This window comes from Pseudomonas sp. HD6515 (assembly GCF_024971855.1).
GTDB lineage: Bacteria > Pseudomonadota > Gammaproteobacteria > Pseudomonadales > Pseudomonadaceae > Aquipseudomonas > Aquipseudomonas alloputida.
The window spans coordinates 998,546-1,014,983 of sequence record NZ_CP079827.1; the positions used below are offsets into that span (position 1 = coordinate 998,546).

General features: G+C 62.3%; 12 protein-coding genes. 10 read left to right on the forward strand and 2 right to left on the reverse strand.

Features of this window, described 5'->3' with window-relative positions; all coding sequences use genetic code 11:
• Nucleotides 1–10 precede the first annotated feature (10 nt).
• The 10 genes from rlmN to KW568_RS04720 all read left to right on the forward strand — a co-directional run bounded on the left by rlmN (nt 11) and on the right by KW568_RS04720 (nt 10,856).
• The gene (gene rlmN / locus KW568_RS04675; RefSeq protein ID WP_003248524.1) at nt 11–1,156 is read left to right on the forward strand and encodes a 23S rRNA (adenine(2503)-C(2))-methyltransferase RlmN; all 1,146 of its coding nucleotides are present in this window, start codon (nt 11–13) and stop codon (nt 1,154–1,156) included.
• A 14-nt stretch (nt 1,157–1,170) separates the two neighbouring features.
• Entirely contained in the window at nt 1,171–1,932 is a 762-nt protein-coding gene (pilW, locus tag KW568_RS04680) for a type IV pilus biogenesis/stability protein PilW (protein WP_004576299.1), read from the forward strand.
• On the forward strand, nt 1,929–2,945 hold the full coding sequence (locus tag KW568_RS04685; protein ID WP_003248520.1) for a RodZ domain-containing protein: 1,017 nt from the start codon (nt 1,929–1,931) through the stop codon (nt 2,943–2,945). Before pilW ends, KW568_RS04685 begins: the two co-directional genes overlap by 4 nt.
• Before the next feature lie 3 nt (nt 2,946–2,948).
• Nucleotides 2,949–4,058 (forward strand): flavodoxin-dependent (E)-4-hydroxy-3-methylbut-2-enyl-diphosphate synthase, encoded by a 1,110-nt coding sequence (ispG, locus tag KW568_RS04690; protein WP_003248517.1) that lies wholly within the window; start codon nt 2,949–2,951, stop codon nt 4,056–4,058.
• 25 nt (nt 4,059–4,083) lie between these two features.
• Complete coding sequence (hisS, locus tag KW568_RS04695) at nt 4,084–5,373, forward strand: histidine--tRNA ligase (RefSeq protein WP_003248516.1); 1,290 nt, start codon at nt 4,084–4,086, stop codon at nt 5,371–5,373.
• A gap of 39 nt (nt 5,374–5,412) precedes the next feature.
• Complete coding sequence (locus KW568_RS04700) at nt 5,413–6,054, forward strand: tetratricopeptide repeat protein (protein ID WP_003248514.1); 642 nt, start codon at nt 5,413–5,415, stop codon at nt 6,052–6,054.
• Nucleotides 6,055–7,197, forward strand: coding sequence for an outer membrane protein assembly factor BamB (bamB, locus tag KW568_RS04705; RefSeq protein ID WP_004576298.1), 1,143 nt, complete (start codon nt 6,055–6,057; stop codon nt 7,195–7,197).
• A gap of 116 nt (nt 7,198–7,313) precedes the next feature.
• Nucleotides 7,314–8,777, forward strand: coding sequence for a ribosome biogenesis GTPase Der (gene der / locus KW568_RS04710; RefSeq protein WP_003248512.1), 1,464 nt, complete (start codon nt 7,314–7,316; stop codon nt 8,775–8,777).
• A gap of 151 nt (nt 8,778–8,928) precedes the next feature.
• On the forward strand, nt 8,929–10,077 hold the full coding sequence (locus KW568_RS04715; protein WP_003248511.1) for a pyridoxal phosphate-dependent aminotransferase: 1,149 nt from the start codon (nt 8,929–8,931) through the stop codon (nt 10,075–10,077).
• Nucleotides 10,065–10,856, forward strand: coding sequence for an amidohydrolase (locus KW568_RS04720; protein WP_003248510.1), 792 nt, complete (start codon nt 10,065–10,067; stop codon nt 10,854–10,856). The genes KW568_RS04715 and KW568_RS04720 overlap by 13 nt, the downstream gene beginning before the upstream one ends.
• 389 nt (nt 10,857–11,245) lie before the next feature.
• Here the strand turns inward: KW568_RS04720 and KW568_RS04725 are convergent, their stop codons facing one another.
• Nucleotides 11,246–13,798, reverse strand: coding sequence for a sulfite reductase flavoprotein subunit alpha (locus KW568_RS04725; protein ID WP_033726950.1), 2,553 nt, complete (start codon nt 13,796–13,798; stop codon nt 11,246–11,248).
• 228 nt (nt 13,799–14,026) lie between these two features.
• Complete coding sequence (locus KW568_RS04730; protein WP_004577176.1) at nt 14,027–16,309, reverse strand: TonB-dependent siderophore receptor; 2,283 nt, start codon at nt 16,307–16,309, stop codon at nt 14,027–14,029.
• Between the last annotated feature and the right edge of the window lie 129 nt (nt 16,310–16,438).

Here is a 16,438-nt window from a genome sequence, read left to right on the forward strand (position 1 = left end):
GGGTGAATCCATGACGACATCTACTGGCAAAATCAACCTGTTGGGTCTGACCCAGCCGGAAATGGAACAATTCTTCGACTCTATCGGGGAGAAGCGCTTCCGTGCCGGCCAGGTGATGAAATGGATTCACCATTTTGGCGTGTCCGACTTTGCGGCCATGACCAACGTAGGCAAGGTCTTGCGCGAAAAGCTCGAGGCCGTTGCCGAAATACGCCCACCGGAAGTGGTCAGTGAAGACATTTCCGCCGACGGCACCCGTAAATGGGTGATCCGCGTTGCCTCCGGCAGCTGCGTCGAGACCGTCTATATTCCAACCGACGACCGTGGCACCCTGTGCGTATCGTCGCAAGCCGGCTGTGCCCTGGACTGCAGCTTCTGCTCCACCGGCAAGCAAGGCTTCAACAGCAACCTCACTGCCGCCGAAGTGATCGGCCAGGTGTGGCTTGCCAACAAATCCTTCGGGACCGTTCCTGCCAAAGTCGACCGCGCGATTACCAACGTGGTCATGATGGGCATGGGCGAGCCCTTGCTGAACTTCGACAACGTCATTGCCGCCATGAAAATCATGATGGATGACCTTGGCTATGGCATTTCCAAGCGCCGTGTCACCTTGTCCACCTCGGGCGTGGTGCCGATGATTGACGAACTCGCCAAGCACATCGACGTGTCGCTGGCCCTGTCGCTGCATGCGCCGAACGACGAACTGCGTAACAAGCTGGTACCGATCAACAAGAAGTACCCGCTGAAGATGCTGCTGGAATCGTGCATGGGCTACATGTCCACCTTGGGCGGCAAGCGTGTGCTCACCGTCGAGTACACCCTGCTCAAGGACGTCAACGACCAGCCCGAGCATGCCGCGCAGATGATCGAACTGTTGCGCGATGTACCCTGCAAGATCAACCTGATCCCGTTCAACCCGTTCCCGCATTCGGGCTACGAGCGACCGAGCAACAACGCCATTCGTCGCTTCCAGGACCTGCTGCACCACGGTGGCTTCAACGTCACCACCCGTACCACGCGCGGCGACGACATCGACGCTGCCTGTGGCCAGCTGGTGGGCCAGGTCAATGACCGTACTCGCCGCAGTGAGCGCTACATCGCTGTTCGCCAGCTTTCTGCGGACGTCGAACTGCCAGACAGCGCCGCCAGCCACTGACAGGTACCTTGCCCATGAGCCTGCGCGCCGCGCTGTCGATCCTTGCGCTTTCGCTGCTGGCCGGCTGCGTGTCGGGCGGCGCGAGCGACCCCTTGGCCAGCCGCCAGGGCAGGGTGGAGGCGGGGCGGGCTTATGTGCAGCTTGGCTTGGGTTATTTGCAACAAGGGTTGACCGAACAGGCCAAGGCGCCGCTTGGAAAGGCCCTGGCGCTGAATGACCAGGATGTCGATGCGCACGCCGCCCTGGCAGTAGTGTTTCAAGCCGAAGGCGAGCCGGCGCTGGCCGAAGCACACTTTCGCAAGGCCTTGCTGATAAGCCGCGGTGACACGCGAATTCGCAACAATTACGGCAGTTTCCTTTATGCTCAGGGGCGATTTGCCGAAGCCAAGCAGATGTTTCGCCAGGCCAGTGCCGATACCCTGTATCCTGAGTGCTCACGCGTGTACGAAAATCTGGGCCTGACCGTCCTGAAGCTCGAACGCCGCGATCAGGCGCACGCGTATTTGTTGAAAGCGTTACAACTCAACCCGCGGCAACCAAAAGCGTTGCTGGAAATGGCTGAGTTGTCCTACGAAAACAGGCATTATGTGCCGGCCCGGGACTACTACGATCGTTTCAGCCAGTTGAGCGACCACGACGCCCGTAGCCTGCTGCTGGGCAGCCGCCTTGCCAGGGTGTTCGACGAGCAGGGCGCACTGGCCGAATTGGGCCAGCAATTACAACGACTTTATCCCGGTACGCCGGAATACCAGCAATACCTGTCGGAGCAACGATGAACGCCGCGCACCCCGAAGTAGCAGTAGCGCCTGGCCAGAACCCCGGTGAGCTTTTGCGCCTGGCCCGTGAGAAACGGGACTGGTCTCAAGCCGAGGTGGCCCGCAAGCTCAACCTCACTGTCAGTTCGTTGAACCACGTGGAAACCGGCGCCTTCGACAAGCTGCCCGGGCATACTTTCGCTCGTGGCTACATTCGTGCCTACGCCAAGCTGATGGACCTCGACCAGGCCGCCCTGGTAGACGCCTTCGACCGTTACACCGGTACCCACGCCAAAGGCAGCGACGTGCATTCGCTGGGCCGTATCGAAGAGCCTGTGCGTCTGTCGCACAACATCCTGCGCGGCGTCAGCCTGCTGTTGCTGGTGGCTGTGGTCGGTGGTGGCTTTTTCTGGTGGCAGGACCAGGGCAGCCTGCGGGGCAAGGACCTGGCCAAGATTGCCCTGGAGCATGTCGAGGTCGAAAGCGCCGACGGCACCACACAGATTCACCCGCTCGATGAGCCTGAAGACCAGGCCGTTTCCGCTGGCCAGCAAGCTGAAAGTGCGCCGCTGGCGCTGGAGCAGGGCGCTGCCGAGCAGCCTGCTGCCGCTGAACAAGCACCGGTAAGCTCTGAGGCCGCCATTGCCGCAGCGCCTGCTCCAGCACAGCAAGCGCCGGTGCAACCCGCCCCTGCTGCTTCGCCTGCACCGGTTACGCCTCCGGTACAGGCCACTGCTGCACCTGCACCGGCACCGGCCGTGGCGGCCACCGAGCCTGCCGCAGTGCCAGCTGGCAGCGCCAAGGTCGCCATCCAGTTCACCGCCGATTGCTGGACCCAGGTCAGCGACGGCAACGGCAAGGTGCTGTTCAGCGCCATCAAGCGCAAGGGGGACAACCTCGAGCTGACCGGCAAGCCGCCATTCGCGGTACGCCTGGGCTTTGCCCGGGGCGCCCAGGTCAGCTACAACGGCCAGGCCGTCGATGTTGCCCCATTCACCAGTGGCGAGACTGCTCGCCTGAAGTTGGGACAGTAAGTCATGCACGGCGAATCTCCGATCAAACGTCGCGAATCCCGCAAAATCTGGGTTGGCAATGTGCCGGTGGGTGGTGATGCGCCCATCGCGGTGCAGAGCATGACCAACACCGACACCAACGATGTCGCTGCTACCGTGGCGCAAATCCAGCGACTGGTCGATGCCGGCGTGGACATCGTGCGTGTCTCGGTGCCGGACATGGACGCCGCCGAAGCGTTTGGCAAGATCAAGCAACGGGTCAGCGTGCCGCTGGTCGCCGACATCCATTTCGACTACAAGATTGCCCTGCGCGTTGCCGAACTGGGCGTTGATTGCCTGCGGATCAACCCGGGCAACATCGGCCGTGAAGACCGTGTGCGCGCTGTGGTCGATGCCGCCCGCGACCGCGGCATTCCGATTCGTATCGGGGTCAACGCCGGTTCGCTGGAAAAAGACCTGCAGAAGAAGTATGGCGAACCGACCCCGGCCGCACTGGTCGAGTCGGCCCTGCGCCACGTCGAGCATCTCGACCGCCTGGATTTCCAGGACTTCAAGGTCAGCGTCAAGGCCTCGGACGTGTTCATGGCTGTCGAAGCCTACCGTCTGCTGGCCAAGCAGATCGTACAACCGCTGCACCTGGGCATCACTGAAGCCGGTGGCCTGCGTTCGGGGACGGTGAAGTCCGCCGTCGGCCTCGGTATGCTGCTGGCCGAGGGTATTGGCGATACCATTCGCATCTCGCTGGCGGCCGACCCGGTCGAAGAAGTGAAAGTCGGCTACGACATCCTCAAGTCGCTGCATCTGCGTTCGCGTGGCATCAACTTCATCGCCTGCCCGAGCTGCTCGCGGCAGAACTTCGATGTGGTCAAGACCATGAACGAGCTGGAAGGGCGTCTGGAAGACCTGCTGGTGCCGCTGGATGTGGCGGTGATCGGTTGCGTGGTCAACGGCCCGGGTGAAGCCAAGGAGGCCCATGTCGGGTTGACCGGCGGCACGCCGAACCTGATCTACATCGACGGCAAGCCGGCGCAGAAACTGACCAATGACAACCTGGTCGATGAGCTGGAAAAGCTCATCCGCCAGAAAGCGGCCGAAAAGGCCGAAGCTGACGCGGCGCTGATCGTCCGTGGCTGACACACCGAATTCGTAAGGACTTTTCGTGAGCAAATCGCTGCAAGCCATCCGTGGCATGAACGACATCCTGCCAGAACAGTCGCCGCTGTGGCGCTACTTCGAAGGCACCGTGGCCGGGCTGCTGGACACCTACGGGTACAGCCAGATCCGCACGCCGATCGTCGAGTTCACCGAGCTGTTCAAACGCTCGATCGGTGAAGTGACCGACATCGTCGAAAAAGAGATGTACACCTTCGAGGACCGCAACGGTGATTCGCTGACCCTGCGCCCTGAAGGCACCGCGGCCTGCGTGCGAGCGGTGCTCGAGCACGGCATCACCGGCAACGGTCAGGTGCAGAAGCTGTGGTACATCGGCCAGATGTTCCGCCACGAGCGCCCACAGAAGGGCCGCTACCGTCAGTTCCACCAGATTGGCGTGGAAGTGTTCAACCTGGACGGCCCGGACATCGATGCCGAGCTGATCATGCTGACCTGGCGCCTGTGGGGCCTGCTGGGCATCCAGGACGCGGTCAAGCTGGAGCTCAACAGCCTGGGCACCAGTGAAGCCCGCGCACGCTACCGTGACGCGCTGGTCGAGTTCCTCTCGGCGCGCCTGGAGCAACTGGACGAAGACAGCCAGCGCCGCCTGAAGAGCAACCCGCTGCGCATCCTCGACAGCAAAGACCAGAACACCCAGGCGGTGTTGGTCGGCGCGCCGAAGCTGGAAGACTACCTGGACGAAGAGTCGCGCGTGCACTTCGAAGGCCTCAAGGCCCGCCTGGACGCCGCCGGTATTCCGTTCGTGATCAACACCAAGCTGGTACGTGGCCTGGACTATTACAGCAAGACCGTGTTCGAGTGGGTAACCGACAAGCTCGGCGCCCAGGGCACGGTGTGCGCGGGTGGCCGTTACGACGGCCTGGTCGAACAGATGGGTGGCAAGCCGACCACTGGCGTTGGTTTCGCCATGGGCATCGAGCGCCTGATCCTGCTGTTGGAAACCTTGGGCAAGGTGCCGGAGTCCATCAGCCGTCAGATCGACGTTTACCTGTGCGCCTTTGGCGAGCAGGCGGAGCTGGCAGGCCTGCGCCTGTCCGAAGGCTTGCGCGACCGCTTGCCGGGCCTGCGCCTGGCTGTCAACGCCGGGGGTGGCAGCTTCAAGAGCCAGTTCAAGAAAGCCGACAAGAGCGGTGCACTGTTCGCCCTGATCCTCGGCGACGACGAGCTGGCCAAGCAAGAGATCGGCTTGAAGCCCCTGCGTGGCCAGGGCGAACAACAGAACATTGCCTGGGATGCTCTTGCAGAGCACCTGGAAACCGCGATCGCGCAGGCGTAACGCGGTTCAACAAGCGAATAGGCGAAAAGGAGTATTGGGGTGTCGAGTACCGATGATGATGACCTGGCAGGGGTCAAGGACTGGTGGAACCGCAACGGCAAGCCGCTGCTGACCGGTGCATTGCTGGCTGGCGTGGTGGTGTTGGGCTGGAATACCTGGCACAAGTACCAGACCAACCAGTCGCAAGGTGCCTCGCAGTTGTATCAGGCGCTGATTGAAACCAGCCTGACACCGACCGGCCAGCCGGACGCCACCAAGGTCGCGGAACTGGCCGGCAAGCTCAAGAGCGAGTTTGGCGGCACCGCTTACGCCCAGTACGGCAGCCTGTTCGTGGCCAAGGTCGCTGTCGACAGCGGCAAGCTCGATGACGCCGCAGCCGAGCTGAAAAGCGTGCTGGATAAACCGGCCGACGTTACCTTGGGCGAGATTTCGCGTCAGCGTCTGGCGCGCGTACTGGCAGCCCAGAACAAGGCCGAGGATGCCCTCAAGTTGCTCGACGGCGACGCCGACAAAGCCTTCCTGGCCAGCCGTGAAGAGTTGAAGGGTGACCTGCTGGTGCAGCTGGGTCGCGCCGACGACGCACACAGCGCTTACGAAAAAGCCAAGGCTGCGCTGTCCGATGACGCGGCGGTCGGTGGCCTGCAATTGAAGCTGGATGACCTGGCTAAAGGGGACGCGTAAGTGATCGGTTGGAAACATGCAGCAGTGCTGACCCTGGCCGTACTGGCCGCAGGTTGCAGCAGCAACAGCAAGAAGGAACTGCCCCCGGCCGAGCTGACCAAGTTCACCGAGGAAGTGGTGCTGAAGAAGCAGTGGAGCCGTTCGATCGGTGACGGCCAGGGTGAAACCTACAACACCCTGGTACCGGCCATCGAGAACGACCGTATCTACGCTTCCGACGTCAACGGCGAAGTCTTCGCCCTCGACCGCATCACGGGTGACGTGGTGTGGAAGAAGGACCTGGAGCTGCAGGTTTCCGGTGCAGTTGGCGTAGGCTATGGCCTGGTCATGCTCGGTACCCTCAAGGGTGAAGTCATTGCTCTGGACTCCAGCACCGGTGAGGAGCGTTGGCGCTCGCGCGTGACCAGCGAAGTGCTGGCCCCACCTGCCAACAACGGTGACGTGGTGGTGGTGCAGACCCAGGACGACCGCCTGATCGGCCTGGATGCCGCCACTGGCGACCGCCGTTGGATCTACGAAAACTCCCCGGCCGTGCTGACGCTGCGTGGCACCGGTGCGCCGATCGCCACCAACCGCCTGGCGGTTGCCGGCCTGTCCACCGGCAAAGTGGTCGCGGTTGACATCAACAACGGTGTGCCGGTGTGGGAAAGCCGCGTGGCCATCCCGAAGGGCCGTTCCGAGCTGGACCGTGTGGTTGATATCGACGGCGGCTTGCTGCTGTCTGGTGGTACCCTGTACGTCAGCACCTACCAGGGCCGTGTAGCGGGCCTGGACCTGGAAAGCGGCCGCGAGCTGTGGCAGCGCGATGCTTCCAGCTATGTGGGTGTCGCCCAGGGCTTCGGTAACGTCTACGTCAGTGAAGCCTCGGGTACCGTGGAAAGTGTGGATGAGCGCTCTTCCAGTGCCCTGTGGAGCAACGACAGCATGGCTCGCCGCCAGTTGACCGCCCCTGAAGTGTTCAGCAGCTACGTGGCTGTGGGTGACTTTGAAGGTTACCTGCACCTGCTGAGCCAGGTGGATGGCCGCTTCGTCGGCCGTGAGCGTATCGACAGCGATGGCCTGCGCGCCCGCCCACTTGTGGTCGGTGACACCATCTATGTCTTCGGCAACAGCGGCAAGCTCGAGGCACTGACCATCCGCTGAAGCTATGCTTGAAGCCTTGGCGGGCTTCAAGCCGCGGCGTAGGACACGCCGCCCAAACTCCGGCCGCTGCCTTGCAGCGGCCTTTGCATTTTCAAGAATTCGAGAGTGGAGAGCCGATGGTTCCCGTAATTGCCCTGGTGGGCCGCCCGAACGTCGGCAAATCCACCATGTTCAACCGCCTGACCAAGACCCGCGATGCCATCGTCGGTGACCTGTCGGGCCTGACCCGTGACCGCCAGTATGGTGATGCCAGCTGGCAGGGTCGTTCCTTCATCCTGATCGACACCGGTGGTATCACCGGTGACGAAGTGGGCATGGACGAAAAAATGGCCGAGCAGTCGCTCATGGCCATCGAAGAAGCCGACTACGTGCTGTTTCTGGTTGATGCCCGAGCGGGCATGACCGCAGCAGACCAGATGATCGCCGAGCACCTGCGCAAGCGGAACAAGGCCGCGATCCTGGTTGCCAACAAGATCGACAACATCGACCCCGACGTTGCCCGCGCCGAATTCTCGCCAATGGGCATGGGCAACGCCATTCCGGTGGCAGGCTCCCAGGGCCGGGGTATCAGCGCCTTGATGGAGGCCGTGCTCGGTCACCTGCCGCGTGATGCCGAAGACGAAGCCCTCGAACAGGACGTTGCTGAAGGTGAGGAAGCCGTGCGCATTCCTGGCCCAAGCGAGAAGGATGGCATCAAGATCGCCATCATCGGCCGCCCGAACGTTGGCAAGTCGACGCTGGTCAACCGCATGCTCGGCGAGGAGCGTGTGGTGGTCTACGACGAGCCGGGTACTACCCGTGACAGTATCTACATCCCGTTCGAGCGTGATGGTGACAAGTACACCTTCATCGACACCGCCGGTGTGCGCAAGCGTGGCAAGATCCACGAGGAAGTCGAGAAGTTCTCGGTGGTGAAGACGCTGCAGGCGATCAAGGACGCCAACGTCGTCATCTTCGTCATGGATGCCCGTGAAGGTGTGGTCGACCATGACCTGAACCTGCTGGGCTTTGCCCTTGAAGCCGGTCGCGCCATCGTCATTGCCCTGAACAAGTGGGATGGCATGGAGCCGGGTGAGCGCGCCTACGTGAAGACCGAGCTGGAGCGTCGGCTGTTCTTCGTCGATTTTGCTGACATCCACTTCATTTCTGCGCTGCATGGCACGGGCGTGGGCAACTTGTACAAGTCGGTGCAGGCTGCGTTCCAGTCCGCGGTCACCCGCTGGCCGACCAGCCGCCTGACGCAGATCCTCGAAGATGCCGTGAGCGAGCACCAGCCGCCGATGGTCAATGGTCGCCGCATCAAGCTGCGCTATGCCCACCTCGGCGGTGCCAACCCGCCGCTCATCGTGATCCACGGCAACCAGACCGACAGCATTCCCAAGTCGTACTCGCGTTACCTGGAAAACACCTATCGCCGGGTGCTCAAACTGGTCGGTACGCCGATTCGTATCGAGTACAAGGGTGGTGAGAACCCGTACGAGGGTAAGAAGAACACCCTTACCGATCGCCAGGTCAACAAGAAACGCCGCCTGATGTCGCACCACAAGAAGGCCGAGAAGAAGCGTCGCGACAAACGCTAAGTAGCGCCATGTGGGGGCGGGCAAGGCTGCCCCCACAGATGCCCTTTGATCCAGAGCAATCCCCCTATTGTTTCAACCTTTTTCCTGACCGCTCGATCCGCTATGCTCGGACTCCACCCCGTGCCGGATATACCCCAGGAAAGAGGGCTCCATGATCCGCAGCAAACTGCCGAATGTCGGCACGACCATCTTCACCACCATGTCCCAGCTCGCCGTGCAGACTGGCGCGCTCAACCTGTCCCAGGGCTTTCCTGACTTCAATGGCCCCCAGGCCCTGCTCGATGCAGTGGGCCGGCACGTGGCTGCCGGGCATAACCAGTATTCGCCGATGACCGGCCTGCCGGCCTTGCGCCAGCAGGTAGCGGCCAAGGTCGAGCGGCTGTATGGGGCCAGGGTGGACGCCGATCAGGAAGTGACTATCACCCCCGGCGCCACCGAGGCTATTTTCTGTGCCATCCAGGCGGTGGTGCATGCCGGTGACGAAGTGATCGTCTTCGACCCCTGCTACGACAGTTACGAGCCGTCCGTGGAGCTGGCCGGGGGCCGCTGTGTACATGTGCAGTTGAGCGACGGCGACTTCCGTATCGACTGGCAGAAATTCAGCGATGCTTTGAGCCCGCGCACGCGCATGGTCATCCTCAACTCGCCACACAACCCCAGCGGCGCGTTGATCACCCGCGAAGACCTCGACCAGTTGGCCGCACTTATTGCCGACCGCGATATCTACCTGGTCAGCGATGAAGTGTACGAGCACCTGGTCTACGACGGCGTACGCCACGCCAGTGTGCTGGCCCATGAGCAGTTGTACTCACGTGCCTTCGTGGTCAGTTCCTTCGGCAAGACGTACCACGTTACCGGCTGGAAGACCGGTTACGTGATCGCACCGCCAGCCTTGAGCGCCGAGCTGCGCAAAGTGCACCAGTACGTCAACTTCTGTGGCGTGACGCCGCTGCAGTGTGCTTTGGCCGACTTCATGGCCGGGCACCCCGAGCATATTGATGAGTTGCCGGCCTTCTACCAGGCCAAGCGCGACCTGTTCTGCGGTTTGCTGGACGGTTCGCGTTTCAACTTTACCCGCACGACGGGCACTTATTTCCAGCTGGTGGACTATTCGCAAATCCGTCCGGACCTGAACGATGTCGACATGTCGCTGTGGCTGACGCGTGAGCACGGCGTGGCGACCATCCCGGTATCGGTGTTCTACCAGCAACCCATCCCCGAGCAACGCCTGGTGCGCCTGTGCTTTGCCAAACGAGAGGAGACGCTGCGTCAGGCAGCGGAAAGACTATGCGCGATCTGAGTACACTGCCGAACCTGAAAGTCGCTCTGGTGCAAACCACCTTGGCCTGGCACGACCGCGAGGCCAACTATGCGCACTTCGAGGTGCTGCTGGAGCAGGTGGGTGAGGTTGACCTGGTGATCCTGCCGGAAATGTTTACCACCGGTTTTTCGATGCAATCGGAAAGCCTGTGCGAGCCGGAGAACGGTCCGACCTACAAATGGCTGAAGGCACAGGCCAAGAAGCACAACGCGGTGATTACCGGCAGTGTGATCATCCAGGCCGCCGATGGCAGCCACCGCAACCGCCTGTTGTGGGCGCGGCCGGACGGCGAGATTCTGCACTACGACAAGCGCCACCTGTTCCGCATGGCCGGTGAGCACAAACATTACACCCCAGGCGAGCGGCAGGTGCAGTTCGAGGTCAAGGGCTGGCGGATTCGCCCGCTGATCTGCTACGACCTGCGCTTCCCTGTGTGGAGCCGTGACGCCCAGGACACCGACCTGCTGCTGTACACCGCCAACTGGCCGGCCGCGCGTCGCCAGCACTGGAACCGCCTGCTACCGGCGCGGGGGATCGAGAACCTGTGCTATGTGGCGGCGGTGAATCGAGTGGGCACGGACGGTAAAGGCTTTGCTTATTCTGGTGACAGCCAGGTGCTGGATTTCCAGGGTGAGAGCCTGCTCAGTGCCGGGGAGGCGGACGGGGTGTTCACTGCAGTATTGAGCGCGGCGGAACTGGCGGCGTACCGGGCCAAGTTCCCGGCCAACCTGGATGCCGATACCTTCGAGCTGCACTGACAGCAGGGCCGGCTTCTTCGCGGGCTTGCCCGCGAAAGGGCCGGCCTGCTGGCCAATTTCCACCTGTCGTTCACCATTGCCGCCGCCACCGTATTCGCGGGAAAACCGCGCCTACACACGTATCGGCGGGTCACAGGCCGTTGTGTAGGAGCGGGTTCACCCGCGAAAGGGCCGGCCCTGCTGGCCAATTTCCATCCGACGTTCACCGTTGCCGCCGCCACCGTATTCGCGGGTAAACCCGCGCCTACACACGTATCGGTGGTTGGGGAAAGGCCGTCGTAGGAGCGGGTTTACCCGCGAAGAGGCCGGCCCTGCTGGCCAATTTCCACCGGCCGTTCACCGTTGCCGCCGCCACCGTATTCGCCGGTAAACCCGCTCCTACACACCGATCAATACACATCCCGCCGATACCGCCCATCCTCGATCAACTGCTGTACAGCAGCTTCACCCAGCATGCCTTTGAGCGCCGCATCCACCCCCGCCGCCATGCCTTGCAGGCTGCCGCAGACATACACGCAAGCCCCGTCGGCCACCCAGCGCTTGAAGTCCTCGGCCTGCTCCAGCATCACGTCCTGCACATACACCTTCTCAGCCTGATCGCGCGAGAACGCCAGGTCCAGCCGTGCCAGGTCACCGTTGTCCAGCCAAGCGTGCAGCTCATCGCCACACAGCAAGTCATGCGCCCGATTACGCTCGCCGAACAACAGCCAGTTGCGCTGCTCACCGGCATTGACCCGCGCGCGCAACAGGCTGCGAAGGCCCGCCAGGCCAGTGCCGTTGCCGATCAGGATCATCGGCGCAGCAGCCTCAGGCAGATGGAAGCCACTGTTACGCCGCAGGCGCAGGCTCAGGGTGCCATTCATTGGCAGGTATTCGGTCAGCCAGCCAGAGCCCAAGCCAAGGCTGCCGTCGGGGTGGCGTTCCTGGCGCACGATCAGCTCCAGCACACCATCGCTGGCGATCGAGGCAATGGAGTACTCGCGGCAACCGATTGGCACCAGTGCATCGACCAGCGCTTGTGGCTGCAAGCCGATCAGGTGGTCGCGGCGCGTCGGCAGTTGGCGGCCAGCGAGTGCCTGGGCAAGGGTTTCGCTCAGGCCATTCACCTGCACCTGGCTGCTGGCGTCCAGTGCCATGCCCTTGAGGAACGCGTCGATCCGTGGCTGCCCATTCAGCGGCAGTACCTCCACCAGGTCGCCGGCTTCCCAGCTCGCAGGTTCTGCAGCCTGCAGGCCAAGCAGGTACACCGGTTGGCCTTGGCTGCCGGGGTTGAGCAGTTTGCGGCGCACCAGCGACCAGTTGGCAAAGGTTGGCGGCTGCCAGGCGGCCACCGGCTGGACGCCCGTCAGTTGCGCCAGTTCCTGCTGCCATTGCTGCAGGGCGGCCTGGTCGGCGTTGTCCACTTCCACCGGGCTGAATGCACTGCTGGCACCGCGCTCCCCCAGCCACGCCTGGAGACGACGAGCGAAACCGCAGAAGTGCGGGTACTGACGATCACCGAGGGCGAGCAGGGCATAGTTGAGGTTGTTCAGTGCCCAAGGCTGGCCGAGCACCTTGCGCTCAAAGACGCGAGCGCTGTCGGGCGCTTCGCCGTCGCCGAATGTACTCACCACGAAGAGCGCGCGATGGGCCTGGCGCAGGTCGTTTTCACCCAGCTCGGCAAGGGCGCGCACTTGAACGGGCTGGCCAGCTGCCTGCAGCTGCTCGGCACTCTGCCAGGCCAACTGTTCGGCAAAGCCACTCTGGCTGGCGAAGCCGATCAGCCAGCCGTCGCCAGTGCCGCTGTTGGCGACGTTGCCACGGGCTGCGCGCACCTGACGTTTCTTGCGGCGGCGGTCGAGGTACAGCAGCCAGCCGGTGACGAAGAACAACGGCATGGTGAGGCTGGCGATGGTGACGATGATGCGCCCCGGCAAGCCGAAGTATTCGCCGACGTGCAAGGCGTAAACACTCTGCAGCAACTGCGCCTTGAATGACTTGTCGGTGTAGCGATCGTGCTTCTTAACTTGGCCGGTGGCCGGGTCAAGGACCAGGGTATTGAAGGCACGTGGGTGCGCGGCGTTGTCGAGCAGGTAGAACAGGTTGGCCGGCTGACCGCCAGCAGGTGGCAGGCGCAGGTTGTAGGTGGACAGGCCTGGGCCTGCGGCCTCCTGGAGGTTGGCCCAGATGGCGTCGTAGTCCACCACCAGCGGTGGCGCATTCTTGTCGACTGTTTGCGGCCCGTGCCGGCCACGGCCTTCACCTCGTTTTTGCTGCTGGCCCGCGGCTGGCGCGTCGGCCAGCAGCTTGTTCAGGCCTTCACGGTACCACTCATAGGACCAGAACAGCCCGGTCAGGGCGAACAGAAGATAGAACAGCAGGCACCAGGTGCCGGCAACGGCGTGCAGGTCCCAGTTGAAGGCGCGGCCTTTCTTGGCCCAGTCGAAGGTCAGCCAGGTGCGCCAGTCCAGCGCTTTACGCGGCCAGCGCAGGTAAAGGCCGGACAGGCAGAAGAACACCAGCATCAGGGTGCAGGCCCCGGTGATTTGCCGGCCAGTATCGCCCATGGCGAGGAAGCGGTGCAGCTTGAGCATGAGGTTGAAGAAGCCTTGCCCGGCCGCTTCGCCCTTGAGTTCGCCGGTGTACGGGTCGGCATAGCGCAGCTCGCCACGGCGTTCGCCCGGTGCGGGCATGAAGAAGATCCGTGCAGCGTTGCCTTCGCGCACGTCGACCCACAGCATCGAGACTTTGTCGTGTTGCTGGGCTTCGACCCGCTTAACCAGCTCGGCCGGCGGTAGCACGCCTTCGGCGCGTACTTCTACCTTGAGTACATCGGCATTGAATGCGCGCAGCAGTTCTTCCTGGAACGAGTACAGCGCCCCGGTAATGCCCATCAAGGCCAGCACCAGGCCAGCGGTGATGCCAAAGAACCAGTGCAATTGGAACAGCGTCTTCTTCACCACGTTTCTCACCTTGAGTTGCTGCCGCGACCCGCGCGGCGTGCATTATGCCTTGATACGCAAAAGCCCCGCTCACAGGAATGAACGGGGCCAGGTGGGCTGCTTTTCGTGTTGTCTGTGCGGGCCTCTTCGCGGCTAAGGCCGCTCCTGCACCGGCAACGCAGGAGCGGCTTTGGCCGCGAAAGGGCCCGCACAGGCGCAGCCCTTCAACAGATCAACCCAACCCAGACATCAGAAGTGCACGCTGGTGGTCAGCAGTGCCGTCCGCCCGGCCGCCTGGTTGGCGAAGTGGGTGGAGAAGGCCTTGTCGTAGTACACCTCGTTGGTCAGGTTCTGCACGTTCAGTTGCAGGTCGACGTTCTTGGTCAGCTTGTAGGCGGCCATGGCGTCGTAGCGTACGTAGCTGTCGACCATGGTGGTGTTGGCCACGCTGCCGTACACGTCATCCACGTAGAACGCACCACCGCCAACGGTCAGCTTTGGCGTGATCGAGTAGGTGGTCCACAGGCTGGCGCTGTTGTTTGGCGTGTTCGGCAGCTGGTTGCCGTCGTTGGCCTTGCCCACCGGGCCGCCGTCGATCTGGCGAGCCTGCATGTAGGTGTAGCCGGCGAACACCTGCCACTTGTCGGTCAGCTTGCCGCTGGCCGACAGTTCGATACCCTGCACGCGAGTTTCGCCGACGTTCTCGTAGGTAGTGGTGTCCACCTGAACGCGGGCGTTTTCCTTCTCAGTGCGGAAAAGCGCCGCTGCCAGCGACAAGCGTTCGTCCAGTAAGTCCCACTTGGTACCGATTTCGTAGTTGGTGGTTTCTTCTGGTTCCAGGTCGCTGCCCAGAATATTGCCGCTGCGGTCGGTTGTACCTGGCAGTGAGTTGGTCTCAGTACCTTCGCCGAGCATTGCGCCTGGCGGTGTCGCCGAGGTGGCGTAGGAAATATAGATGCTACCGTTCTCGGCTGGCTTCCACACCAGACCCAGCTGGCCCGTGAAGAATTCGCTTTTGTCGCGACCTTTGGTGGGTACGCCGTTCTTGTTCAAGACGGTTGCGCCGCTGGCGTCGTAGGTGCGGAACTTGGTATCGAAATGGTCGTAACGCAGGCCCATGTTCAGCAGCCATTGGGGTGTGAGCTCCAATGTGTCGAAGACATAGATCGCTCGGGTCTTGCCGCTGGTCTTGGTGCCGGCGTAGTTGCGCGAGACAGTGCCGTCCCAAGTGTCGTCCGGGTTAGGGTCGCTCAGTGAGGTGCAGCTACCACCATTGCCAGGCCCGGTGCAGGTGAGCTTGCTGTTTGGCGTGACGGTGTAGCTCTGGCGGTCGGATTCTTCCTTGGTGAGTTCGATACCGGTCGAGAAGTTGTTTTTGAAACCGCCGACGAAGAACTCGCCGAACAGGTCGGTCTGGTTGGTGGTGGTGGCGGTGTTACCCACGCGGGTGTTGGCACGACGCCATACACCGTTGTTGTTCACGTTGCCGGCACTGTCATCCGGCTGGGTCAGCACGTAGTCTTGCATGCTGTTGCCGTGACGCAGGGTGTTCTTGATGGTCAGCGAGTCGGTCAGGTCGTGCTCGATGGCGAAAGTGGCGATGTCCACGCGGCTCTTGCGGAAGTCGCGACCGGTTAAGCCGTAGAAGTTGTCGCTGTCACCGCCATCGATCGGCTTGCTCGGGTGCGCCGAAGTACGGGCAGCGCTGCCAGTAACGGGGATGCTGTAAGGGATACCCGAATCCGGCAGGTCGTCGCTTTCCAGGTGGTAGTAGTCAAGGTTGACGCGGGTCGGCGTGCCCAGGCCAAAGGCCAGCGACGGGGCGATACCCCAGCGGTCGTAGTTGACCTTGTCGCGGCCGGCGACGTTGCTTTCGTGGGTCATCAGGTTCAGGCGACCGGCAACGGTATCGCTGAACTGGTAGTTGCCATCGAAGGTGTAGCGCTGGGTCTGGTCGCTGCCCCAGGTCCAGGCGCCGTCCAGCGAGTTGCCCAGATGCGCGCGTTTGCTTACCAGGTTGATGGTACCGCCGGCCGCGCCGCGGCCACCGATGGCCGAGTTCGGCCCCTTGGCCACTTCAACGGATTCGATGGCGAAGATTTCGCGGGTTTGGGCGCCAGTGTCACGTACGCCGTCCAGGTAAGTATCGCCCTGGGCGTCGAAGCCGCGGATGAACGGGCGGTCACCTTGTGGGTTGCCGCCTTCGCCAGCGCCGAAAGTAATGCCTGGCACGGTGCGCAGGGCATCCTGCAGGGTCAGGGCGTTGGTGTCCTTGATCACTTGCTGCGGGATCACGGTTATCGAGCGCGGGGTGTCTACCAGCGGCGCGGTGTACTTCTGCGAGGCGGCCTTGTCCACCTTGTAATCGGTGCTGGCTTGTTCAGCCTTGCCGTTGACGCTGGTGGCATCGAGGGTGATGGCGCTGCTGGCGGCCGGATCGGCGGCATAGACCGACGAGGCACTCAGGGCGACACCGATGGCAGACACGATCAGGCGTGGCGAACTCACAGCAGATGGTACGTACTGGCGCATTGCAAAGAACCTTCCCCAAGGTATTGAGGCGGTGGATCTTAATGTAAGCAATTTTGACTAACAATTGAGACTCGTTACCATTCGTGAAGAATTTACAATCTTTACAATTTGTCTTTACGGTTTCATGCC

What these genes read in the sequence shown, in the direction of transcription:
- KW568_RS04685 (WP_003248520.1), top strand. Translation starts at nt 1,929, where the DNA reads ATGAACGCCGCGCACCCCGAAGTAGCAGTAGCGCCTGGCCAGAACCCC.
- KW568_RS04720 (WP_003248510.1), top strand. Translation starts at nt 10,065, where the DNA reads ATGCGCGATCTGAGTACACTGCCGAACCTGAAAGTCGCTCTGGTGCAA.
- KW568_RS04730 (WP_004577176.1), bottom strand. Translation starts at nt 16,309, where the DNA reads ATGCGCCAGTACGTACCATCTGCTGTGAGTTCGCCACGCCTGATCGTG.
- pilW (WP_004576299.1), top strand. Translation starts at nt 1,171, where the DNA reads ATGAGCCTGCGCGCCGCGCTGTCGATCCTTGCGCTTTCGCTGCTGGCC.
- ispG (WP_003248517.1), top strand. Translation starts at nt 2,949, where the DNA reads ATGCACGGCGAATCTCCGATCAAACGTCGCGAATCCCGCAAAATCTGG.
- rlmN (WP_003248524.1), top strand. Translation starts at nt 11, where the DNA reads ATGACGACATCTACTGGCAAAATCAACCTGTTGGGTCTGACCCAGCCG.
- der (WP_003248512.1), top strand. Translation starts at nt 7,314, where the DNA reads ATGGTTCCCGTAATTGCCCTGGTGGGCCGCCCGAACGTCGGCAAATCC.
- KW568_RS04715 (WP_003248511.1), top strand. Translation starts at nt 8,929, where the DNA reads ATGATCCGCAGCAAACTGCCGAATGTCGGCACGACCATCTTCACCACC.